Below are 14,533 nucleotides of genomic sequence, written 5' to 3'. Positions count from 1 at the left end.
GGAAGATCGTCATCTCCGGTGAGGTGGCTGGACTTCAAATCCAGTTGGGGCCGCCAGCGGTCCCGGGCAGGTTCGACTCCTGTGATCTTCCGCCAAAGTTGCTCCGCACCCATCCGAAAAAGTCTAAAAAACACTTAATTTTCAATAGATTTATCAAGTCATTCATCCGTAACAGTCCGATAGGTTCTCCCTGAATCCATGAAAAATATGTATAGTGATGTGTATAGATTTTTTATACATATTTTGACTTATATAAATGGTACTTACGGGAATATAAATTAAACGAGCAAAACCTCAGGATCAAACATGCATCTGATCCGTAACTGAAAGAGTATGGCTGAATTATAAAAAGCACCGGAATAATCAAAGCATACAGAGCAATCTCGCGCTGAATGGGAAAAGCAAAGCGGCCTGGTTGTCAAAGTGCGATGAACCCGATGCATAATGGCTAATCTTAGACCGGCTTATGCCGGTCTTTTGAAACTGAATAATAATTAATTATGCAAGCTCTTATCATAAACATCAATCTTGCTATAATCAGGATTCCCTCTATAATAGACCACTGGCACTTCTTTACCGACACCGTATTTATTCAAATCTACAGTATTGATATTAAGGGTTTGTTTATCCTTTGTGTAGGTTTTATTATTAGCCTTAAAACTATACGTCATTACAATATCAACCTTACCCAACTCATTTGGTGTCCTTGGGAAGTAACTCACGATCTGCGCTTTGACATACACAGGGTCTTTTTTAATTTTCAAGTATAAAAAATAACCTTGCAGCATATAGAAGACGAAGAAACTTATTATGGCCAGAGGGCCAATAATTGCTATCAATCCCGTATACTTCTCCATTTCAATCCTCATGTGATTATACTTAGTACGGCATTTTTCACTGACACAATGTTTCTTTCAATTTTATTACCGAGGATCTCAAAGCGCGCCCCACCGCTTCCTCTAAGTTTTATCTGGATAGGATTGGTCTCATACTTAAACCCTCTTGAAGCAATTTCAGTTAAGCCGAAGGATGTCTCATTAAGTTTGAGGGCTAGAGAAAATGCTTTAAATTCAAACCAGTCAGGGGCTTGTATATCGACCTTTTTATCACCTTTTATTGTAATAGTATCTGGGGTAGATATCGTAATATCGCCTTTAGTAATTTTTTGTACCCAGTCACCAGTAATGGTAGTACTTACACCACCTCTTATAGTATTTTTTCGACCACCGCCATGAATTAATAGCTCATCACCATCTTGTATTTCTACATTACGTCCGCCTGTTGATATCTTGACCCACATACTACCATCTTCAAGCGTGAGATATTGCCAACCCGTTTTTATCTTCGTATCAACCGATCCATCAATTAGTGTAGTAACATTTCCCTTTATATCGGATACATCACCACCGTCAGTGATTTTTAGCTGACGGCCTTTAGAAATGGTTGTTGTCTTTCCTAAGTTAAAGGTTGCCGTTTCTTCACTGTCTACAGTCGTGGTACGTTTCGCCTTAAAATAAAAAGAAGCATCACCGGTTACTTCATCATTCTGAGTTTTTCCTATTTTAGTTGAGCGGTGACCATCAATATTTACAGTTTTGTCATTCTCCACCGAGACATTCATGTCACGTTCTGAATGCAAATCTACCGTTTCACTGCCCGCTCGATCTTCGAAGAAGAGATAACTCGCATTGTCTTTGTTACCGTCCTTGCTTCGAGTCATAAACCCCATTCGTGTAGCATCGTTTGGCAGTTCCCATGGCGGCATACTGGCTTCATTGTAAACGCGTCCTGTCACTATAGGCCGATCAGGGTCACCGTTAATAAAGTCAATGACAACTTCATCATGAACGCGAGGAATCTGCACACCGCCGAACCCTTGCCCGGCCCAGGCGCTGGATACACGAACCCAGCATGAAGATGTATCATCACCTTTTCCATATCGATCCCAATGAAATTTAACCTTTATTCGCCCATATCTATCGGTCCATATGCTTTCTCCTTGGGGCCCAACAACCTTCGCTGTTTGGGGGCCATAGGTTCTTGGCCATGCTGTTATTTGAGGGGGTCTAAAGACGACGGTTGAAGGTATGACTGTAAAATCGATGCGGTGGACAGTGGCATTATCAGAGCCACTTGCATAACGGTTTTCCTCAAACTGATAATGTGCTTCAGTAGTAAGATATTCACCGTTATCACTAAAAAACGGAGCATTACTCAATAAGAATGTTTTACCTGGCGCAATACCAATCGCTGTCCCAGTTCCGTTAATATGGTGATGTTCTACCTGCCATCTCTGCTGGCGGATTCGTGCATAACTTTCGCCATGTCCATGCTCAACAAAACGTCCCGGCCAGTCATATACATCAATTTCGCCAGGTTTCGGTGACGAGGGATTCTGCCTTGCCTGATGAAGCCATGCATTAGGCTTGCGGAAGTCATAATCGTCTAAGCTATAAAGACCCGGTGTTACAAAATTTTCCATAGCCCATTGAGCAATTCCCTCGGTCGTTGTACTTCCTCCTGAAGGAGTATGTTGATAAGGTATTATTTCATAACCTTCTGCGGTACCGTATTGTTCCACTGAATCAACCAAAACGAGCGTATGCTTATCCTGTTCATGCCGGAAGTAATATGCTATCCCTTCAAGTTCCATCAGGCGGCATATGAAATCAAAGCTGCTTTCTTGATACTGAACACAATAATCCCATAGACGATAGCTTCCAATAAGAACATCCTCGAAATTAATCTTATATTCAGCAAGAATGGTTTGAATAATTTGCGGTACAGTTTGATCCTGAAATATGCGCATATTACGATCGCGCTGCATTGGCCATAAATCCGATTCAACCGTAAGTGAGTAGGATGCATAGCGACTTCCTGACAACTCAACAGCGCTCACCGCAACGGCAGTAACTTTTCCATTGAAATATCGTGGATTTTGTGCATTTTTGGTTGGAATACTAATAGTTACAGGCTGCCCCAGCAATGCACTGCGATCAATGCGTGCATCTGTTCCAAGTAATACCAAATTTAACATAAAGGGCTGTGATATCGCTTCGTGACCAGAGAGCTTCCAGAAAAGAAGCCCATCAACAGGAAGCATAACTGTTATTCGGTTTAACATAGATAAATAACCAGATGGAAAATCCCTTGCTGGTGTCTCCTTTTAGCGTAGTTGAACATATTAAACTGTAACCTGAACACACTTGACCATAACGCATTTAATATTTTTTGCCCCGGCCAATAAATTAAGATAAATCCTAGCCACCAGTTGCATAACAAAAAAAAATACCGTTGTTCGGTTTTACCGAACAGCTGCCTGTCCCGGTTTTGGTGAGACCTGGCGGTACCCTAATGTTAAACTCGATTAAATGCATCCAAATATTACCAATAAAATCAATAGCTTATTAATTGTCGCGCTAATGTAATGCCCTGTGCGGAGTGGCATACTGCCTCTGTGCTTCAGCGAGAGCATGCCGGTACCGGGCATTAAAACCTCTACTCACTTGCTGTCAGGGGATGAAAACGTGCAGGCGCTGGCAGCGGCAATAAATGTGATCTGCCACGGCTTTCAACACAAAAGTGCCCGCGGCTTCACACAGTGATATTGCCGGATAAAACGCTAAATAATCAGTGGGTTATTTTTCCCTGCACAGATGTGCCCGCGTTCGCGAAGCCTGAAAACAAATGTGCAATACAAAACGGGGTTTTTGCCGCTGAAAAGGGAAGTAAATCGTTTTGCCGCAGGCTGCCGACAAGGTTATATCGAATAACCAAACCGATTTCGTTGTTGGCACATATGTGCAAGAGGCGAAGGATGCTAAATCAAAACAGTGATGATATTCGCCTGATCGTAAAAATCGCGCAGCTTTATTACGAGCAGGAAATGACACAGGCGCAAATTGCCCGAGAGCTGAGCATTTACCGGACCACCATCAGCCGCCTGCTAAAACGTGGCCGCCAGCAGGGTATCGTCACCATTGCCATTAATTACGACTACAACGAAAACCTGTGGCGTGAGCAACAACTTAAAGAGAAATATGGTCTGAAAGAGGCTGTGGTGATCGCATGCGACAACGAACAGGAGGAGGTACAACTTGATCTGATGGGCATCTGCGGCGCGCAGTTACTGGAACGTTTACTGGAACCCGGGGATATCATCGGCTTTTCCTGGGGGCAGGCCGTCCGTGCGCTGGTAGAACGGTTACCCCATGCCAGCCAGTCACGCCAGCTTATCTGCGTACCTGTCGTGGGTGGCCCTTCCGGCAAGCTGGAAAGCCGCTATCACGTCAATACCCTGACCTACAGCGCTGCCGCAAGATTGAAAGGGGAATCGCACCTCGCCGACTTTCCGGCACTGCTGGACAACGCCCTGATCCGTAACGGTATTATGCAGTCCCAGCACTTTAGAACCATCTCCGCTTACTGGGACAATCTCGATATTGCGATCGTGGGCATCGGTTCCCCGGCTATCCGTAACGGCGCGAACTGGCATGCCTTTTACGCCAGTGAAGAGAGCGACGATCTGTGTACCCGCCAGGTGGCTGGCGACATTTGCTCGCGCTTTTACGACATTCAAGGCGCAACGGTAGAAACGAGGATGAGTGAAAAAACGCTCTCTATAGAAACGCATCAACTGAAGAAGGCGCGTTACTCTATTGGCATTGCCATGGGTGAGGAGAAATACAACGGAATTTTAGGCGCATTAAGGGGGGAACATATTAACTGTTTAGTGACTAACCGAGAAACAGCCGATCTCTTACTGAAGTAATTATCGCTATTACGCTTTTACATAATTCATTTTATGGGGGCTACTTTTGGCCAACATCAGGAGAAATATATGCACAACTGGTTAAATCTGCAGGGCAAAATCATTGTTGTTACGGGCGGCGCATCCGGAATCGGGCTCGCCATTGTCGACGAATTATTAGCGCAAGGCGCAAAGATACAAATGGTGGATATTCACCCTGGAGACGGGAGATATAATAACCATCCCAATTATCGCTTCTGGCAGACGGATATTTCCAGCGCGGGGGGTGTGAACCTGGCTATTAATGGCGTGATTCACCACTTCGGGCATATTGACGGTCTGGTCAATAACGCAGGAATTAACTTCCCGCGCCTACTGGTCGATGAAAAAGCCCCGGATGGCAAATATGAATTAAATGAAGCCGCATTTGAAAAAATGGTCAACATCAATCAAAAAGGGGTGTTTTTAATGTCGCAAGCGGTAGCGCGCCAGATGGTGAAACAGCGCGGCGGCGTAATTGTGAATGTCTCTTCCGAAAGCGGGCTGGAAGGATCAGAAGGCCAGAGTTGTTATGCCGCCACCAAAGCCGCGATGAATAGCTTTACACGATCCTGGGCCAAAGAGCTGGGTAAACATGGCATCCGGGTGGTGGGCGTCGCACCTGGGATCCTGGAAAAAACCGGGCTGCGCACACCGGAGTATGAAGAGGCACTGGCCTGGACCCGCAATATTACCGTTGAGCAGTTGCGCGAAGGGTACAGCAAAAACGCGATTCCGCTGGGTCGCTCAGGGAAACTGTGCGAAGTGGCCGATTTTATCTGTTACCTGCTGTCAGAACGCGCCAGCTACCTTACCGGCGTGACCACAAACATTGCCGGCGGCAAAACACGCGGTTAAGGAGTCACCTTGGTCAATGCTCTTTTTTGTGCCCACGGCTCGCTGGCCTGCGCCATGCGGGATTCCGTGAAGATGGTCTACGGTGAAGTGAGCGTCGATGCGCTGGAATTTGTCCCCGGCGAAAACGCCCACGATATTGCCGAAAAAATGGTGTCGTGCATCAACACCCGCCCGGATGATACGTGGCTAATTGCGGTGGATCTCCAGTTTGGTAGCCCGTGGAACGCTGCTGCAACCCTTGCCATGCGCAACCCCGAAATTCGCGTTATCAGCGGACTTTCGCTACCGATGGCGCTGGAACTGGTCGACAACCAGCACAGCATGAACGTGGATGAACTCTGTAAACACCTGATAACCATTGCCCGGCAGGCCTGTGTTGTCTGGCAGCCCCCGCAAACAACCGAGGAGGATTTGTGATGAATATTACGCTGGCACGTATTGATGATCGTTTGATTCACGGGCAGGTCACCACGGTGTGGTCAAAGGTGGCAAATGCACAGCGGATTATTATCTGCAATGACGATGTTTATAACGATGAGGTTCGCCGCACGTTATTACGCCAGGCTGCCCCGCCGGGCATGAAAGTCAATGTTGTTAATATCGAAAAGGCGGTCGCGGTCTACCATAACCCGCAATATAAAGACGAGACAGTCTTCTATTTATTTACCCGGCCGCAGGATGCACTGGCGATGGTTAAACAAGGCGTTCAGATAGAAACCCTGAATATTGGCGGCATGGCCTGGCAACCGGGTAAAAAACAATTAACCAAAGCCGTCTCATTAGACGCATCAGATATTAACGCCTTTCGTGAACTGGATGATCTCGGTGTGCATCTGGATTTACGTGTCGTTGCGTCCGATCCGTCCATCAATATTCTCGAGAAAATTGAAGAGTTGTCGTTAGCGGAATAAATAAAAACACCCGTTATTTATGCCCTTACGGGCAGGGATAATGACACCCAAAGGATACCCATTATGGAAATAAGTACCCTACAAATCATAGCTATCTTTCTCTTTTCCTGTATTGCAGGTATTGGCAGCGTGCTGGATGAATTTCAGACCCACCGCCCGCTGATTGCCTGTACGGTTATCGGCTTCATTCTTGGTGATCTCAAAACCGGGATTATTCTCGGCGGTACGCTGGAACTGATCGCCCTCGGCTGGATGAACGTTGGTGCCGCGCAGTCTCCGGATTCAGCACTCGCCAGTATTATTTCCGCCATTCTGGTCATTGTCGGGCAGCAAAGCATTGCTACCGGCATCGCCATCGCGCTGCCCGTGGCCGCCGCAGGCCAGGTGCTGACGGTATTTGCGCGCACTATCACCGTGGTGTTCCAGCACGCCGCCGATAAAGCCGCGGAAGAAGCGCGCTTTCGTACCATTGACCTGCTTCACGTTTCAGCTTTAGGCGTTCAGGCGCTGCGTGTTGCGATTCCGGCATTGATCGTTTCGTTGTTTGTCAGTGCCGACATGGTCAGCAATATGCTGAACGCTATCCCGGCGTTCGTCACCCACGGTCTGCAAATCGCGGGCGGTTTTATCGTGGTGGTCGGTTACGCCATGGTACTGCGCATGATGGGCGTGAAATACCTGATGCCTTTCTTCTTCCTCGGCTTTATTGCCGGCGGTTACCTCGACTTCAGTTTGCTGGCCTTCGGCGGCGTGGGCGTGATTATCGCACTGCTCTACATTCAGCTTAATCCGCAGTGGCGCGAAGCCAGAACGCCGCTTCCCGCTGCCCGCACGTCCACCTCTCTTGACCAGCTTGACGACTAAAGGAGCCCATCATGGCAGAGAAAAAACTAACCAAATCTGACCTGTTTAGCATGTTTGTTCGCTCCAACCTACAACAGGCCTCGTTCAACTTTGAACGCATACACGGGCTGGGCTTTTGTTACGACATGATCCCCGCCATCAAACGGTTGTACCCCTTAAAAGAGGATCAGGTCGCGGCACTGAAGCGTCATCTGGTGTTCTTCAACACCACGCCGGCCGTCTGCGGCCCGGTCATTGGCGTGACAGCCGCCATGGAAGAAGCGCGCGCGAACGGGGCAGAAATCGACGATGGCGCTATCAACGGCATCAAAGTGGGGCTAATGGGGCCGCTGGCGGGCGTTGGTGATCCGCTGGTTTGGGGCACGCTGCGACCGATCACTGCCGCGCTGGGCGCGTCTTTGGCCCTGTCGGGCAATCTTCTTGGCCCGCTGTTGTTCTTCTTTATTTTCAACGCAATACGCCTGGCGCTGAAATGGTACGGCCTGCATTACGGTTTTCGCAAAGGGGTGCGTATCGTCAGCGACATGGGCGGCAACCTGCTGCAAAAACTGACGGAAGGCGCATCGATACTCGGCCTGTTTGTGATGGGGGTACTGGTAACGAAATGGACGCATATCAGCGTGCCGCTGGTGGTTTCTCAAACGCCCGCCGCCGATGGCAGCACAGTGACCATGACGGTGCAGGACATTCTTGATCAGCTTTGCCCCGGCTTGCTGGCGTTGGGGCTGACGTTGCTGATGGTGCATCTGCTGAATAAGAAAGTGAACCCGGTCTGGCTGATTTTCGCCCTTTTCGGCCTGGGCATTATCGGCAACGAACTGGGCTTCCTGTCCTGATCTCTCGCCCCGCTAGTACGGGCGGGGCACCTGTCAACGTGTGAGGTATTGAGCATGCAAACCACCGCTTTACGGCTTTATGGAAAACGCGATTTACGCCTGGAAACGTTTGAACTTCCGGCGATGCAGGACGATGAAATTCTGGCAACGGTTGTCACAGACAGTCTGTGCCTCTCTTCCTGGAAAGAAGCCAATCAGGGGGAAGATCATAAGAAGGTGCCTGATGATGTGGCGACGAACCCGATCATCATCGGTCATGAATTTTGCGGCGATATCCTCGCCGTCGGTAAAAAGTGGCAGCACAAGTTTAAGCCCGGTCAGCGCTATGTTATCCAGGCGAACCTGCAACTGCCGGATCGCCCGGATTGCCCCGGTTACTCTTTCCCCTGGGTAGGCGGCGGCGCGACCCATGTGCTGATCCCGAGAGAGGTGATGGAGCAGGACTGCCTGTTGAGTTATGAAGGGGAGACTTACTTTGAAGGGTCGCTGGTTGAGCCGCTTTCCTGCGTCATTGGCGCATTTAATGCCAACTACCATTTGCAGACGGGAACTTACCGGCACGAGATGGGCATCCGCCCGCAGGGGCGCACTTTGATTCTTGGCGGCACCGGACCAATGGGGCTGCTGGCCATTGATTACGCGCTGCATGGTCCGGTGAACCCGTCATTGCTGGTAGTCACCGATATCAACGAAGAGAAACTGCGTTATGCCCGCCAACATTACCCTTCAGAGGCGCAAACGCAGACCCACTATCTCCACACGCAGGATGCCAGCCAGCAAGCATTAATGGCGCTGAGCGAAGGGCATGGCTTTGACGATATCTTCGTTTTTGTGGCTAATGAGCAACTGGTGACAATGGCGTCTTCACTGCTTGCACCCGATGGCTGCATGAACTTTTTTGCCGGCCCGCAGAATAAGCAGTTCAGCGCAGCGGTTAACTTTTACGACGTGCATTACGCTTTTACGCACTATGTCGGTACCTCCGGCGGCAACACCGATGACATGCGCGCAGCGGTGAAACTGATTGAAGAGAAGCGAGTCCAGCCAGCCAAAGTGGTTACGCATATTCTGGGGCTGGATGCCGCAGCGGAAACGACCCTCAGGTTGCCAGACGTCGGCGGCGGGAAAAAGCTGCTTTATACCGGTAAAACGTTGCCGCTGACCGCCCTGGCCGGGTTCAACGATCCACAGCTTCAGCAGATCCTGCAACGCCACCAGGGCCTCTGGTCCGGCGAAGCCGAGCAGTATTTACTGTCGGCGCCTGTGGCATAAGCGCACATAACATAAAGTCTGTCTGTACAAACCGAACCTGTAAGTCTACCTTACAGGTTTTTAAAAACTGACAGACAACCACACATGAAGCGCGCTTTTTTCATTTTCACCACAGCTTTGCTTTTTAACACCACCAGCTACGCCGCAGACCCCTTGCCGAAAGACGTGCAGACTTTTCGCGACCTCGCCGACGAGTGTGAACACTTTGCCGGTGAGCAAGATTCTGATCTGGACGAACAACGCCAGAAAGAGCTGGATGCCAGCCTGGAAGCAACCTGCGGCAAAGCCGTCAAACAGTTAAAAACGTTACGGGCGAAGTACAAGAATGACGCAGCGTTAATGAAGATTATTAATGCTTATGATTTCTGAGATGATGTATTGATTGTGCAAAAAGGGAGCTTTCGCTCCCTTCTACAGACACTAAAAAAACAATCACCAGAATTATCGACAACAGCGCTGATAATAGCCTGCAGATCATTTTCAAACCACCGACAAATAAAAATCATCATCCTGCTCCAGTGCTATCTGCCTGATCATTTTTAATTCATTTGTCTCCGCATGTGGAATCAACTTAATATCGGATGTAACATGACCATCGGTGCAGTAAAAACAGGCATTCCAGTTCTTATAAATAAGAACCAGCTCCGCCATGCTTTTTAAACCTAACTTACGCAGAAGTGCGTTCTTATAATTACTGACAATTTTTCTGTCGAGATTCAGCGCTTCAATAATGTAGCTGTTTGGCCTGCCATCTAGCACCATTGTCATGACATTGTATTCCACCACGCTCAGGTGTACTTCACGAATGCGATCCCCTTGATCCTTCCCTTTAAGGAAGGTTAATATTTTGCGCACCTCATTTTCCATAAAGCTCATCGGAATGCATTTATCCAGCTTAATAAACTTCGAACAGATAAATGTGTGAAAATCTTTTTTCTCAGCAAGTATATGCCGCAATGAATGCATACTGAAAAATACTATCTTCCCATCTCCACGATCAAAGACAACAAGAGTATGAGTAGCATACGGATTAATGTTTTTGAGTAGTCTATCCATTCCACTAATAAAATAGTTATCCTGAGAGATAATATACATGCCTGACCTCCGGAAAATATTATTTCATATGTGTGAACAAGCCCTTAACTTGATAATCGCTCTGTTGCTCAGTATTGAAAATAGAAATAAAAAACGCTGATGTGCTTTTCCCGGCGAATAAAATCTCAATACGCTGTTCGTCTTCACCAGCTCACGCTTATCGCACATTCAGGGTAATGAAGTTGTACATGATAGCCCTCTTCTTCTGCCGCTCACCGGCAGGCAAGGAGTGAGGCATAACGAATTTTAGCACCCATCGCTTGCGCACGCCGCGCCAGCAGAGGGAAATGCCGCTCTGAAAACAAAGAGACAGCGGCAGGAAGGCAAACACCGTCATCGCAGTAAACCCTCCGGGCCTGTCGTCGCCCATTCGATCAGCAAGGGTGCATCGAACCAGGGGAAAAATGCCAGGTTCAGCGGCCAGGGCCATTTTGCCAGCAGAATATCAAACGGCTCCGGCGCAATATGCAGCACCGCAGGAGAGAGATCGGCAAACAGTTCGCCTGGGCGTTGCAAAAAGAGCTGGCGTACATCGGTCAGCCCCATTTTTTCAAAGGTGGCGATCTGCGATAAAACGCTGGCGGCCCACGCAGCAGTGAGCTGCTGTTGTTCCGCGTTAAACGGGGCCAGTATCGGCGGCGGTTCATTCAGCGCAATACCACAAAGAAACTGATTAACCACGCAACGCGGTGCCTCAGGTTGCTCCACTTCCCAGATTAGCCAGTCCAGCGCGACCACCGCCTGCCAGCGCGCGTCGTCGCTGATAAACTGTTTTTCCGCCATCAGCCCCAGCGCAGTAAACCACTGCGGCAGCAGCGGCCAGAGCAATACCACGCCAGCATTGCTGACAGAAAGCCCCGCTTCAGGGGTTTCTTCATTAGCGCGACGGGCGCGTGGCCTCCGGGGTATGGCGGCGTCTTTGTTCGGTTGCCTCTGTTGGCGAGTGACGACGCCGCTACGCTGCGGCGTCTTCCAGGCCGGGAATGCAGCTTTGCTCTGCTGCGTCTGCGGCGAAATGTGAGATTCGGCACCTTGCTGCGTCCGGATAACAGGAAATGCTTCTGGGCCAGACGCCTGCAGGCCTGGAAATGCATCCGCGCTCTGCCGGGTGGTGAATAATTTTCTGTTCTGCCGCTCCTGCTCGTACGCTGGCAAGCCTCCACCGGGCCTGACGGGCAGAACCTCCCTTTGACTCCGCGCTGGAGTAACGGCTTCCGGCAACAGCGAAGTCAGGTAATCTTCAATCTGTTGCTGTGCCGCTTTTCCGGCCTGCTGCTGTACGGTTTTTGCCACCCCGGCATAACGCCATAACGGTATCACCCAACGTCCGGCAATGGCCCGTGCCTGCGCAACCGGCAAAGGTTCAAGCAGCGCCACCAGGCGCAGGAACGCTACGGTCGGGAGCTCCTGCTGCACTATTGCCGCCGCCCAGGCATCGCGTTGTTCATGCGTCATGCTGTGCTGGCTTAACCAGTGGCGACCTTCCGGGATAGTGAGCAAATAGCTCAGTGCCTGGTGCGCCAGCCGTAACGGCGTCAGGCGCGTTGACGCTGTAGCAGAGGCATTTCCCTGCCCGCCGCCCGGGAAGCGCGCCGTCGTGTGGGCAGACGTTGCCCGACGCCTGGCGTGCCGGCCATTACGCGCACCAACGAGCGCTTCACGCCGGGAGGGATCCTGCGCCCGCAATATGACTGCCTCAGGTTCTGACCGCCAGAAGTCCGTTTTTGCTCCACCGCTTTGCAGGCAGGCGATAGCCTGAGTCACAAGAGACCCTTGTCGTGCCGGAGCCGTTGCGATCCCCTTTTCACCCATTGATAACGACGCGCTACGCGCATGGCTGGCTAACTGCCTAAACAGTTGCACCAGTGCTGTATGCAAACGTTGATAAAAATAGAGTGAACAGTGCTGAAGCGGAATGGTTCCTAAATTCAACACCACTTTATCAACCATAATATTGCTGTTTATCGCAACGTTATTTTTTGCCGTTTGCAAAACGGAGCGTAACTGTTCTTTATTAATACTGTGATATCCGGTTTTTCTTTGCTGGTTTAACACGGGATCAATAAATAACGTAACCCGCAGTGTAGTAATACACACATCAGATTTAGTCATAGAGAGTATCCAGAATATCTTCAGCGACAAATGGAATTTTATAATTTCATAATAAAAGCCAGCGCAAAGTATTGTGGCTCGTTATTCTGATAATAAATAGCGCCATTAAATGTACCGGTATGAGAGTGCGCCTGACTGCCGCCTGTAGCGGATATAAAATCACCAGGTATCCCGGCAGTAATATTAACGCCCAGGCTGGTATTATATGCTTCCGGATAATGGTATCCAGCTTTTTGGGCACCGTTCATCTTCACAAGAGAATGACTATGAGAGGGCATTTCAGCAACAGTTAAGGTATGTGCATTTATCGTGATTGTCCCCGTTGGCGTATAGGTATTTTGTTTCGTACCCCCCGTCCCTGTTTTAAAATCTTGCGAGCCTTTAACAAACCTGTCGCGTAAATCCGGGGTACCGTTTTGGCCATTACAGAATGCCCAGCCGGATGGCGCGGCACTGCCGCTAAACATCACAATAACGCCGCGCGGCACCACATAGGCCATATCGACGCTCACACCATTTGTGTCGACTTTGATTCCGGTCGAGGCTTTAACACGCACTTCAACATCACTGGTTCCGCTCGTCAGGCCAGGGCCTAAATCCAGTACCGGTTTATTGGTACCCTTGTCTATCGCAATAAATACCGAGCCATCTGTTTCCGTGGAATAGTTAAAGCTCGTATGATCAATATTAAGTTCCAGCTTTCCATTAGAACTGTACCGCATACCTACGCCAGGCTTACCGTCCTGGCCGTTAAACTTGCCGACACCTCTCGCGGCCGCTTCCACATACGCCATTGTATCCGGGCTGACGCTGACGCCATTCGCATTCACGACGATGCCGGTGGAAGGTTTCACGCTGAGTCCGTTTATACTTGCCGATAACCCCTGATTAATATCTACAACCATTTTATTGGTTGACGTATCGATTCTGATTGGGGAAACGCCCTGACCATCGCTCACGGAAGAGAAATCAAACGGATCCAAATCCGGTTCCAGCTTGCCTGCCGAGGTGATTCGCATGCCCAGACCGGGTTTACCATCCTGACCGGTAAACTGCCCCACTGCTTTGGCGCCCGCTTGCGCATTAGCAATAATGCTCGCATTAACGCTCACGCCATTCGTATCAACGACAACGCCTGTATAGGCTTTAACGCCAAGCCCGGACGTGCTTTGTATCAACCCATTGCCGTAATCCACCACCAGTTTATTGGTTGAGGTATCCACTTTTATGGGGGAAACCCCTTGATTATCGGTAGCCTGAGAAAAGTTAGAAGCATCGATATCCGGCTCCAGTTTGCCCGCCGCGGTAATGCGCATTCCCACACCGGGTTTACCATCCTGGCCAGTAAACTGCCCCACCGCTTTAGCACCTGCTTGTGCATTAGCAATAATGCCTGCGTCGACACTCACGCCATAACTATTAACAACAATACCCGTGGAGGCTTTGACGCTTAAACCATCCGACGCTCCCGTCAGTCCATACGCCAGATCGACGACCGGTTTATTATTCGAAGAATCAATCGACAGTGGCATACAGGAACCCAGATCGTTGTCACTGTTGAAGTTAAACGAACTTGTAATATTCAGTTCCAGTTTCCCGGTAGTCCCATATCTCATCCCAACACCGGCACTATTGATTTGACCGGCAGCCTGGCCAGCAGCGACAGCGCCCGCATTTGCCAAATCAATCAGATCGGCAAAATCACTCTGCAGTGGAATACTGCCCGCCTTAAAACGTGCTTTCAGGGTATCGGGCGATTGTAATTGTTTGGTATCGGCCATAATTATCTCCAGAAC

Annotated in this window: 14 protein-coding genes and 1 tRNA gene; 9 read left to right on the top strand and 6 right to left on the bottom strand. The window is 49.5% G+C overall.

Features of this window, described 5'->3' with window-relative positions; genetic code table 11:
* A tRNA-Sec gene (locus tag ACUY4S_RS00480) sits at nt 1-95 on the top strand.
* 399 nt (nt 96-494) lie between these two features.
* Here ACUY4S_RS00480 and ACUY4S_RS00475 read toward each other — a convergent pair.
* Both ACUY4S_RS00475 and ACUY4S_RS00470 read right to left on the bottom strand, forming a co-directional pair.
* Nucleotides 495-857, bottom strand: a complete 363-nt coding sequence (locus ACUY4S_RS00475) for a hypothetical protein (RefSeq protein WP_312692801.1) — start codon at nt 855-857, stop codon at nt 495-497.
* An 8-nt stretch (nt 858-865) separates the two neighbouring features.
* On the bottom strand, nt 866-3,124 hold the full coding sequence (locus ACUY4S_RS00470; RefSeq protein ID WP_458022999.1) for a type VI secretion system Vgr family protein: 2,259 nt from the start codon (nt 3,122-3,124) through the stop codon (nt 866-868).
* A 693-nt stretch (nt 3,125-3,817) separates the two neighbouring features.
* Between ACUY4S_RS00470 and ACUY4S_RS00465 the strand changes: the two genes are divergently transcribed.
* The 8 genes from ACUY4S_RS00465 (at nt 3,818) to ACUY4S_RS00430 (ending at nt 9,899) form a co-directional block, all read left to right on the top strand.
* Nucleotides 3,818-4,771: a sugar-binding transcriptional regulator gene (locus ACUY4S_RS00465; protein WP_458024236.1), complete on the top strand. Its 954-nt coding sequence runs from the start codon at nt 3,818-3,820 to the stop codon at nt 4,769-4,771.
* Between the two features lie 69 nt (nt 4,772-4,840).
* The gene (locus tag ACUY4S_RS00460) at nt 4,841-5,647 is read left to right on the top strand and encodes an SDR family oxidoreductase (RefSeq protein ID WP_312692797.1); all 807 of its coding nucleotides are present in this window, start codon (nt 4,841-4,843) and stop codon (nt 5,645-5,647) included.
* A 9-nt stretch (nt 5,648-5,656) separates the two neighbouring features.
* Nucleotides 5,657-6,064, top strand: coding sequence for a mannose/fructose/sorbose PTS transporter subunit IIA (locus tag ACUY4S_RS00455; protein ID WP_458023602.1), 408 nt, complete (start codon nt 5,657-5,659; stop codon nt 6,062-6,064).
* Complete coding sequence (locus ACUY4S_RS00450) at nt 6,064-6,558, top strand: PTS sugar transporter subunit IIB (RefSeq protein ID WP_458023604.1); 495 nt, start codon at nt 6,064-6,066, stop codon at nt 6,556-6,558. Before ACUY4S_RS00455 ends, ACUY4S_RS00450 begins: the two co-directional genes overlap by 1 nt.
* 63 nt (nt 6,559-6,621) lie before the next feature.
* Nucleotides 6,622-7,422 (top strand): PTS mannose/fructose/sorbose transporter subunit IIC, encoded by an 801-nt coding sequence (locus ACUY4S_RS00445; protein WP_312692793.1) that lies wholly within the window; start codon nt 6,622-6,624, stop codon nt 7,420-7,422.
* 11 nt (nt 7,423-7,433) lie between these two features.
* Nucleotides 7,434-8,258: a PTS system mannose/fructose/sorbose family transporter subunit IID gene (locus ACUY4S_RS00440; protein ID WP_312692791.1), complete on the top strand. Its 825-nt coding sequence runs from the start codon at nt 7,434-7,436 to the stop codon at nt 8,256-8,258.
* A 54-nt stretch (nt 8,259-8,312) separates the two neighbouring features.
* The gene (gene sorE / locus ACUY4S_RS00435) at nt 8,313-9,530 is read left to right on the top strand and encodes an L-sorbose 1-phosphate reductase (RefSeq protein ID WP_458023601.1); all 1,218 of its coding nucleotides are present in this window, start codon (nt 8,313-8,315) and stop codon (nt 9,528-9,530) included.
* 84 nt (nt 9,531-9,614) lie between these two features.
* Nucleotides 9,615-9,899: a hypothetical protein gene (locus ACUY4S_RS00430; RefSeq protein ID WP_312692787.1), complete on the top strand. Its 285-nt coding sequence runs from the start codon at nt 9,615-9,617 to the stop codon at nt 9,897-9,899.
* A gap of 111 nt (nt 9,900-10,010) precedes the next feature.
* On the opposite strand, the gene ACUY4S_RS00425 is transcribed toward ACUY4S_RS00430, so the two are convergent.
* From ACUY4S_RS00425 to ACUY4S_RS00410, 4 genes are all read right to left on the bottom strand, one after another.
* Nucleotides 10,011-10,625, bottom strand: a complete 615-nt coding sequence (locus ACUY4S_RS00425) for a LuxR C-terminal-related transcriptional regulator (RefSeq protein WP_458023600.1) — start codon at nt 10,623-10,625, stop codon at nt 10,011-10,013.
* A gap of 157 nt (nt 10,626-10,782) precedes the next feature.
* On the bottom strand, nt 10,783-10,962 hold the full coding sequence (locus ACUY4S_RS00420) for a hypothetical protein (RefSeq protein WP_458023599.1): 180 nt from the start codon (nt 10,960-10,962) through the stop codon (nt 10,783-10,785).
* Nucleotides 10,959-12,737 (bottom strand): contractile injection system tape measure protein, encoded by a 1,779-nt coding sequence (locus tag ACUY4S_RS00415; protein ID WP_458024235.1) that lies wholly within the window; start codon nt 12,735-12,737, stop codon nt 10,959-10,961. Before ACUY4S_RS00415 ends, ACUY4S_RS00420 begins: the two co-directional genes overlap by 4 nt.
* Nucleotides 12,738-12,775: 38 nt before the next feature.
* The gene (locus tag ACUY4S_RS00410; protein WP_458023483.1) at nt 12,776-14,518 is read right to left on the bottom strand and encodes a tail fiber protein; all 1,743 of its coding nucleotides are present in this window, start codon (nt 14,516-14,518) and stop codon (nt 12,776-12,778) included.
* Nucleotides 14,519-14,533 lie beyond the last annotated feature (15 nt).

The sequence above is a fragment of the Kosakonia beeri genome (assembly GCF_054165705.1).
The sequence above is the reverse complement of the archived record's forward strand: the minus strand, read 5'-3'. Positions and strand labels throughout refer to the sequence as shown.

Bases quoted from the DNA above. Each gene is read 5' to 3' on its own strand.
- ACUY4S_RS00475 (WP_312692801.1), bottom strand. From the start codon at position 857: ATGGAGAAGTATACGGGATTGATAGCAATTATTGGCCCTCTGGCCATA.
- ACUY4S_RS00470 (WP_458022999.1), bottom strand. From the start codon at position 3,124: ATGTTAAACCGAATAACAGTTATGCTTCCTGTTGATGGGCTTCTTTTC.
- ACUY4S_RS00465 (WP_458024236.1), top strand. From the start codon at position 3,818: ATGCTAAATCAAAACAGTGATGATATTCGCCTGATCGTAAAAATCGCG.
- ACUY4S_RS00460 (WP_312692797.1), top strand. From the start codon at position 4,841: ATGCACAACTGGTTAAATCTGCAGGGCAAAATCATTGTTGTTACGGGC.
- ACUY4S_RS00450 (WP_458023604.1), top strand. From the start codon at position 6,064: ATGAATATTACGCTGGCACGTATTGATGATCGTTTGATTCACGGGCAG.
- ACUY4S_RS00445 (WP_312692793.1), top strand. From the start codon at position 6,622: ATGGAAATAAGTACCCTACAAATCATAGCTATCTTTCTCTTTTCCTGT.
- ACUY4S_RS00440 (WP_312692791.1), top strand. From the start codon at position 7,434: ATGGCAGAGAAAAAACTAACCAAATCTGACCTGTTTAGCATGTTTGTT.
- sorE (WP_458023601.1), top strand. From the start codon at position 8,313: ATGCAAACCACCGCTTTACGGCTTTATGGAAAACGCGATTTACGCCTG.
- ACUY4S_RS00430 (WP_312692787.1), top strand. From the start codon at position 9,615: ATGAAGCGCGCTTTTTTCATTTTCACCACAGCTTTGCTTTTTAACACC.
- ACUY4S_RS00425 (WP_458023600.1), bottom strand. From the start codon at position 10,625: ATGTATATTATCTCTCAGGATAACTATTTTATTAGTGGAATGGATAGA.
- ACUY4S_RS00420 (WP_458023599.1), bottom strand. From the start codon at position 10,962: ATGACGGTGTTTGCCTTCCTGCCGCTGTCTCTTTGTTTTCAGAGCGGC.
- ACUY4S_RS00415 (WP_458024235.1), bottom strand. From the start codon at position 12,737: ATGACTAAATCTGATGTGTGTATTACTACACTGCGGGTTACGTTATTT.
- ACUY4S_RS00410 (WP_458023483.1), bottom strand. From the start codon at position 14,518: ATGGCCGATACCAAACAATTACAATCGCCCGATACCCTGAAAGCACGT.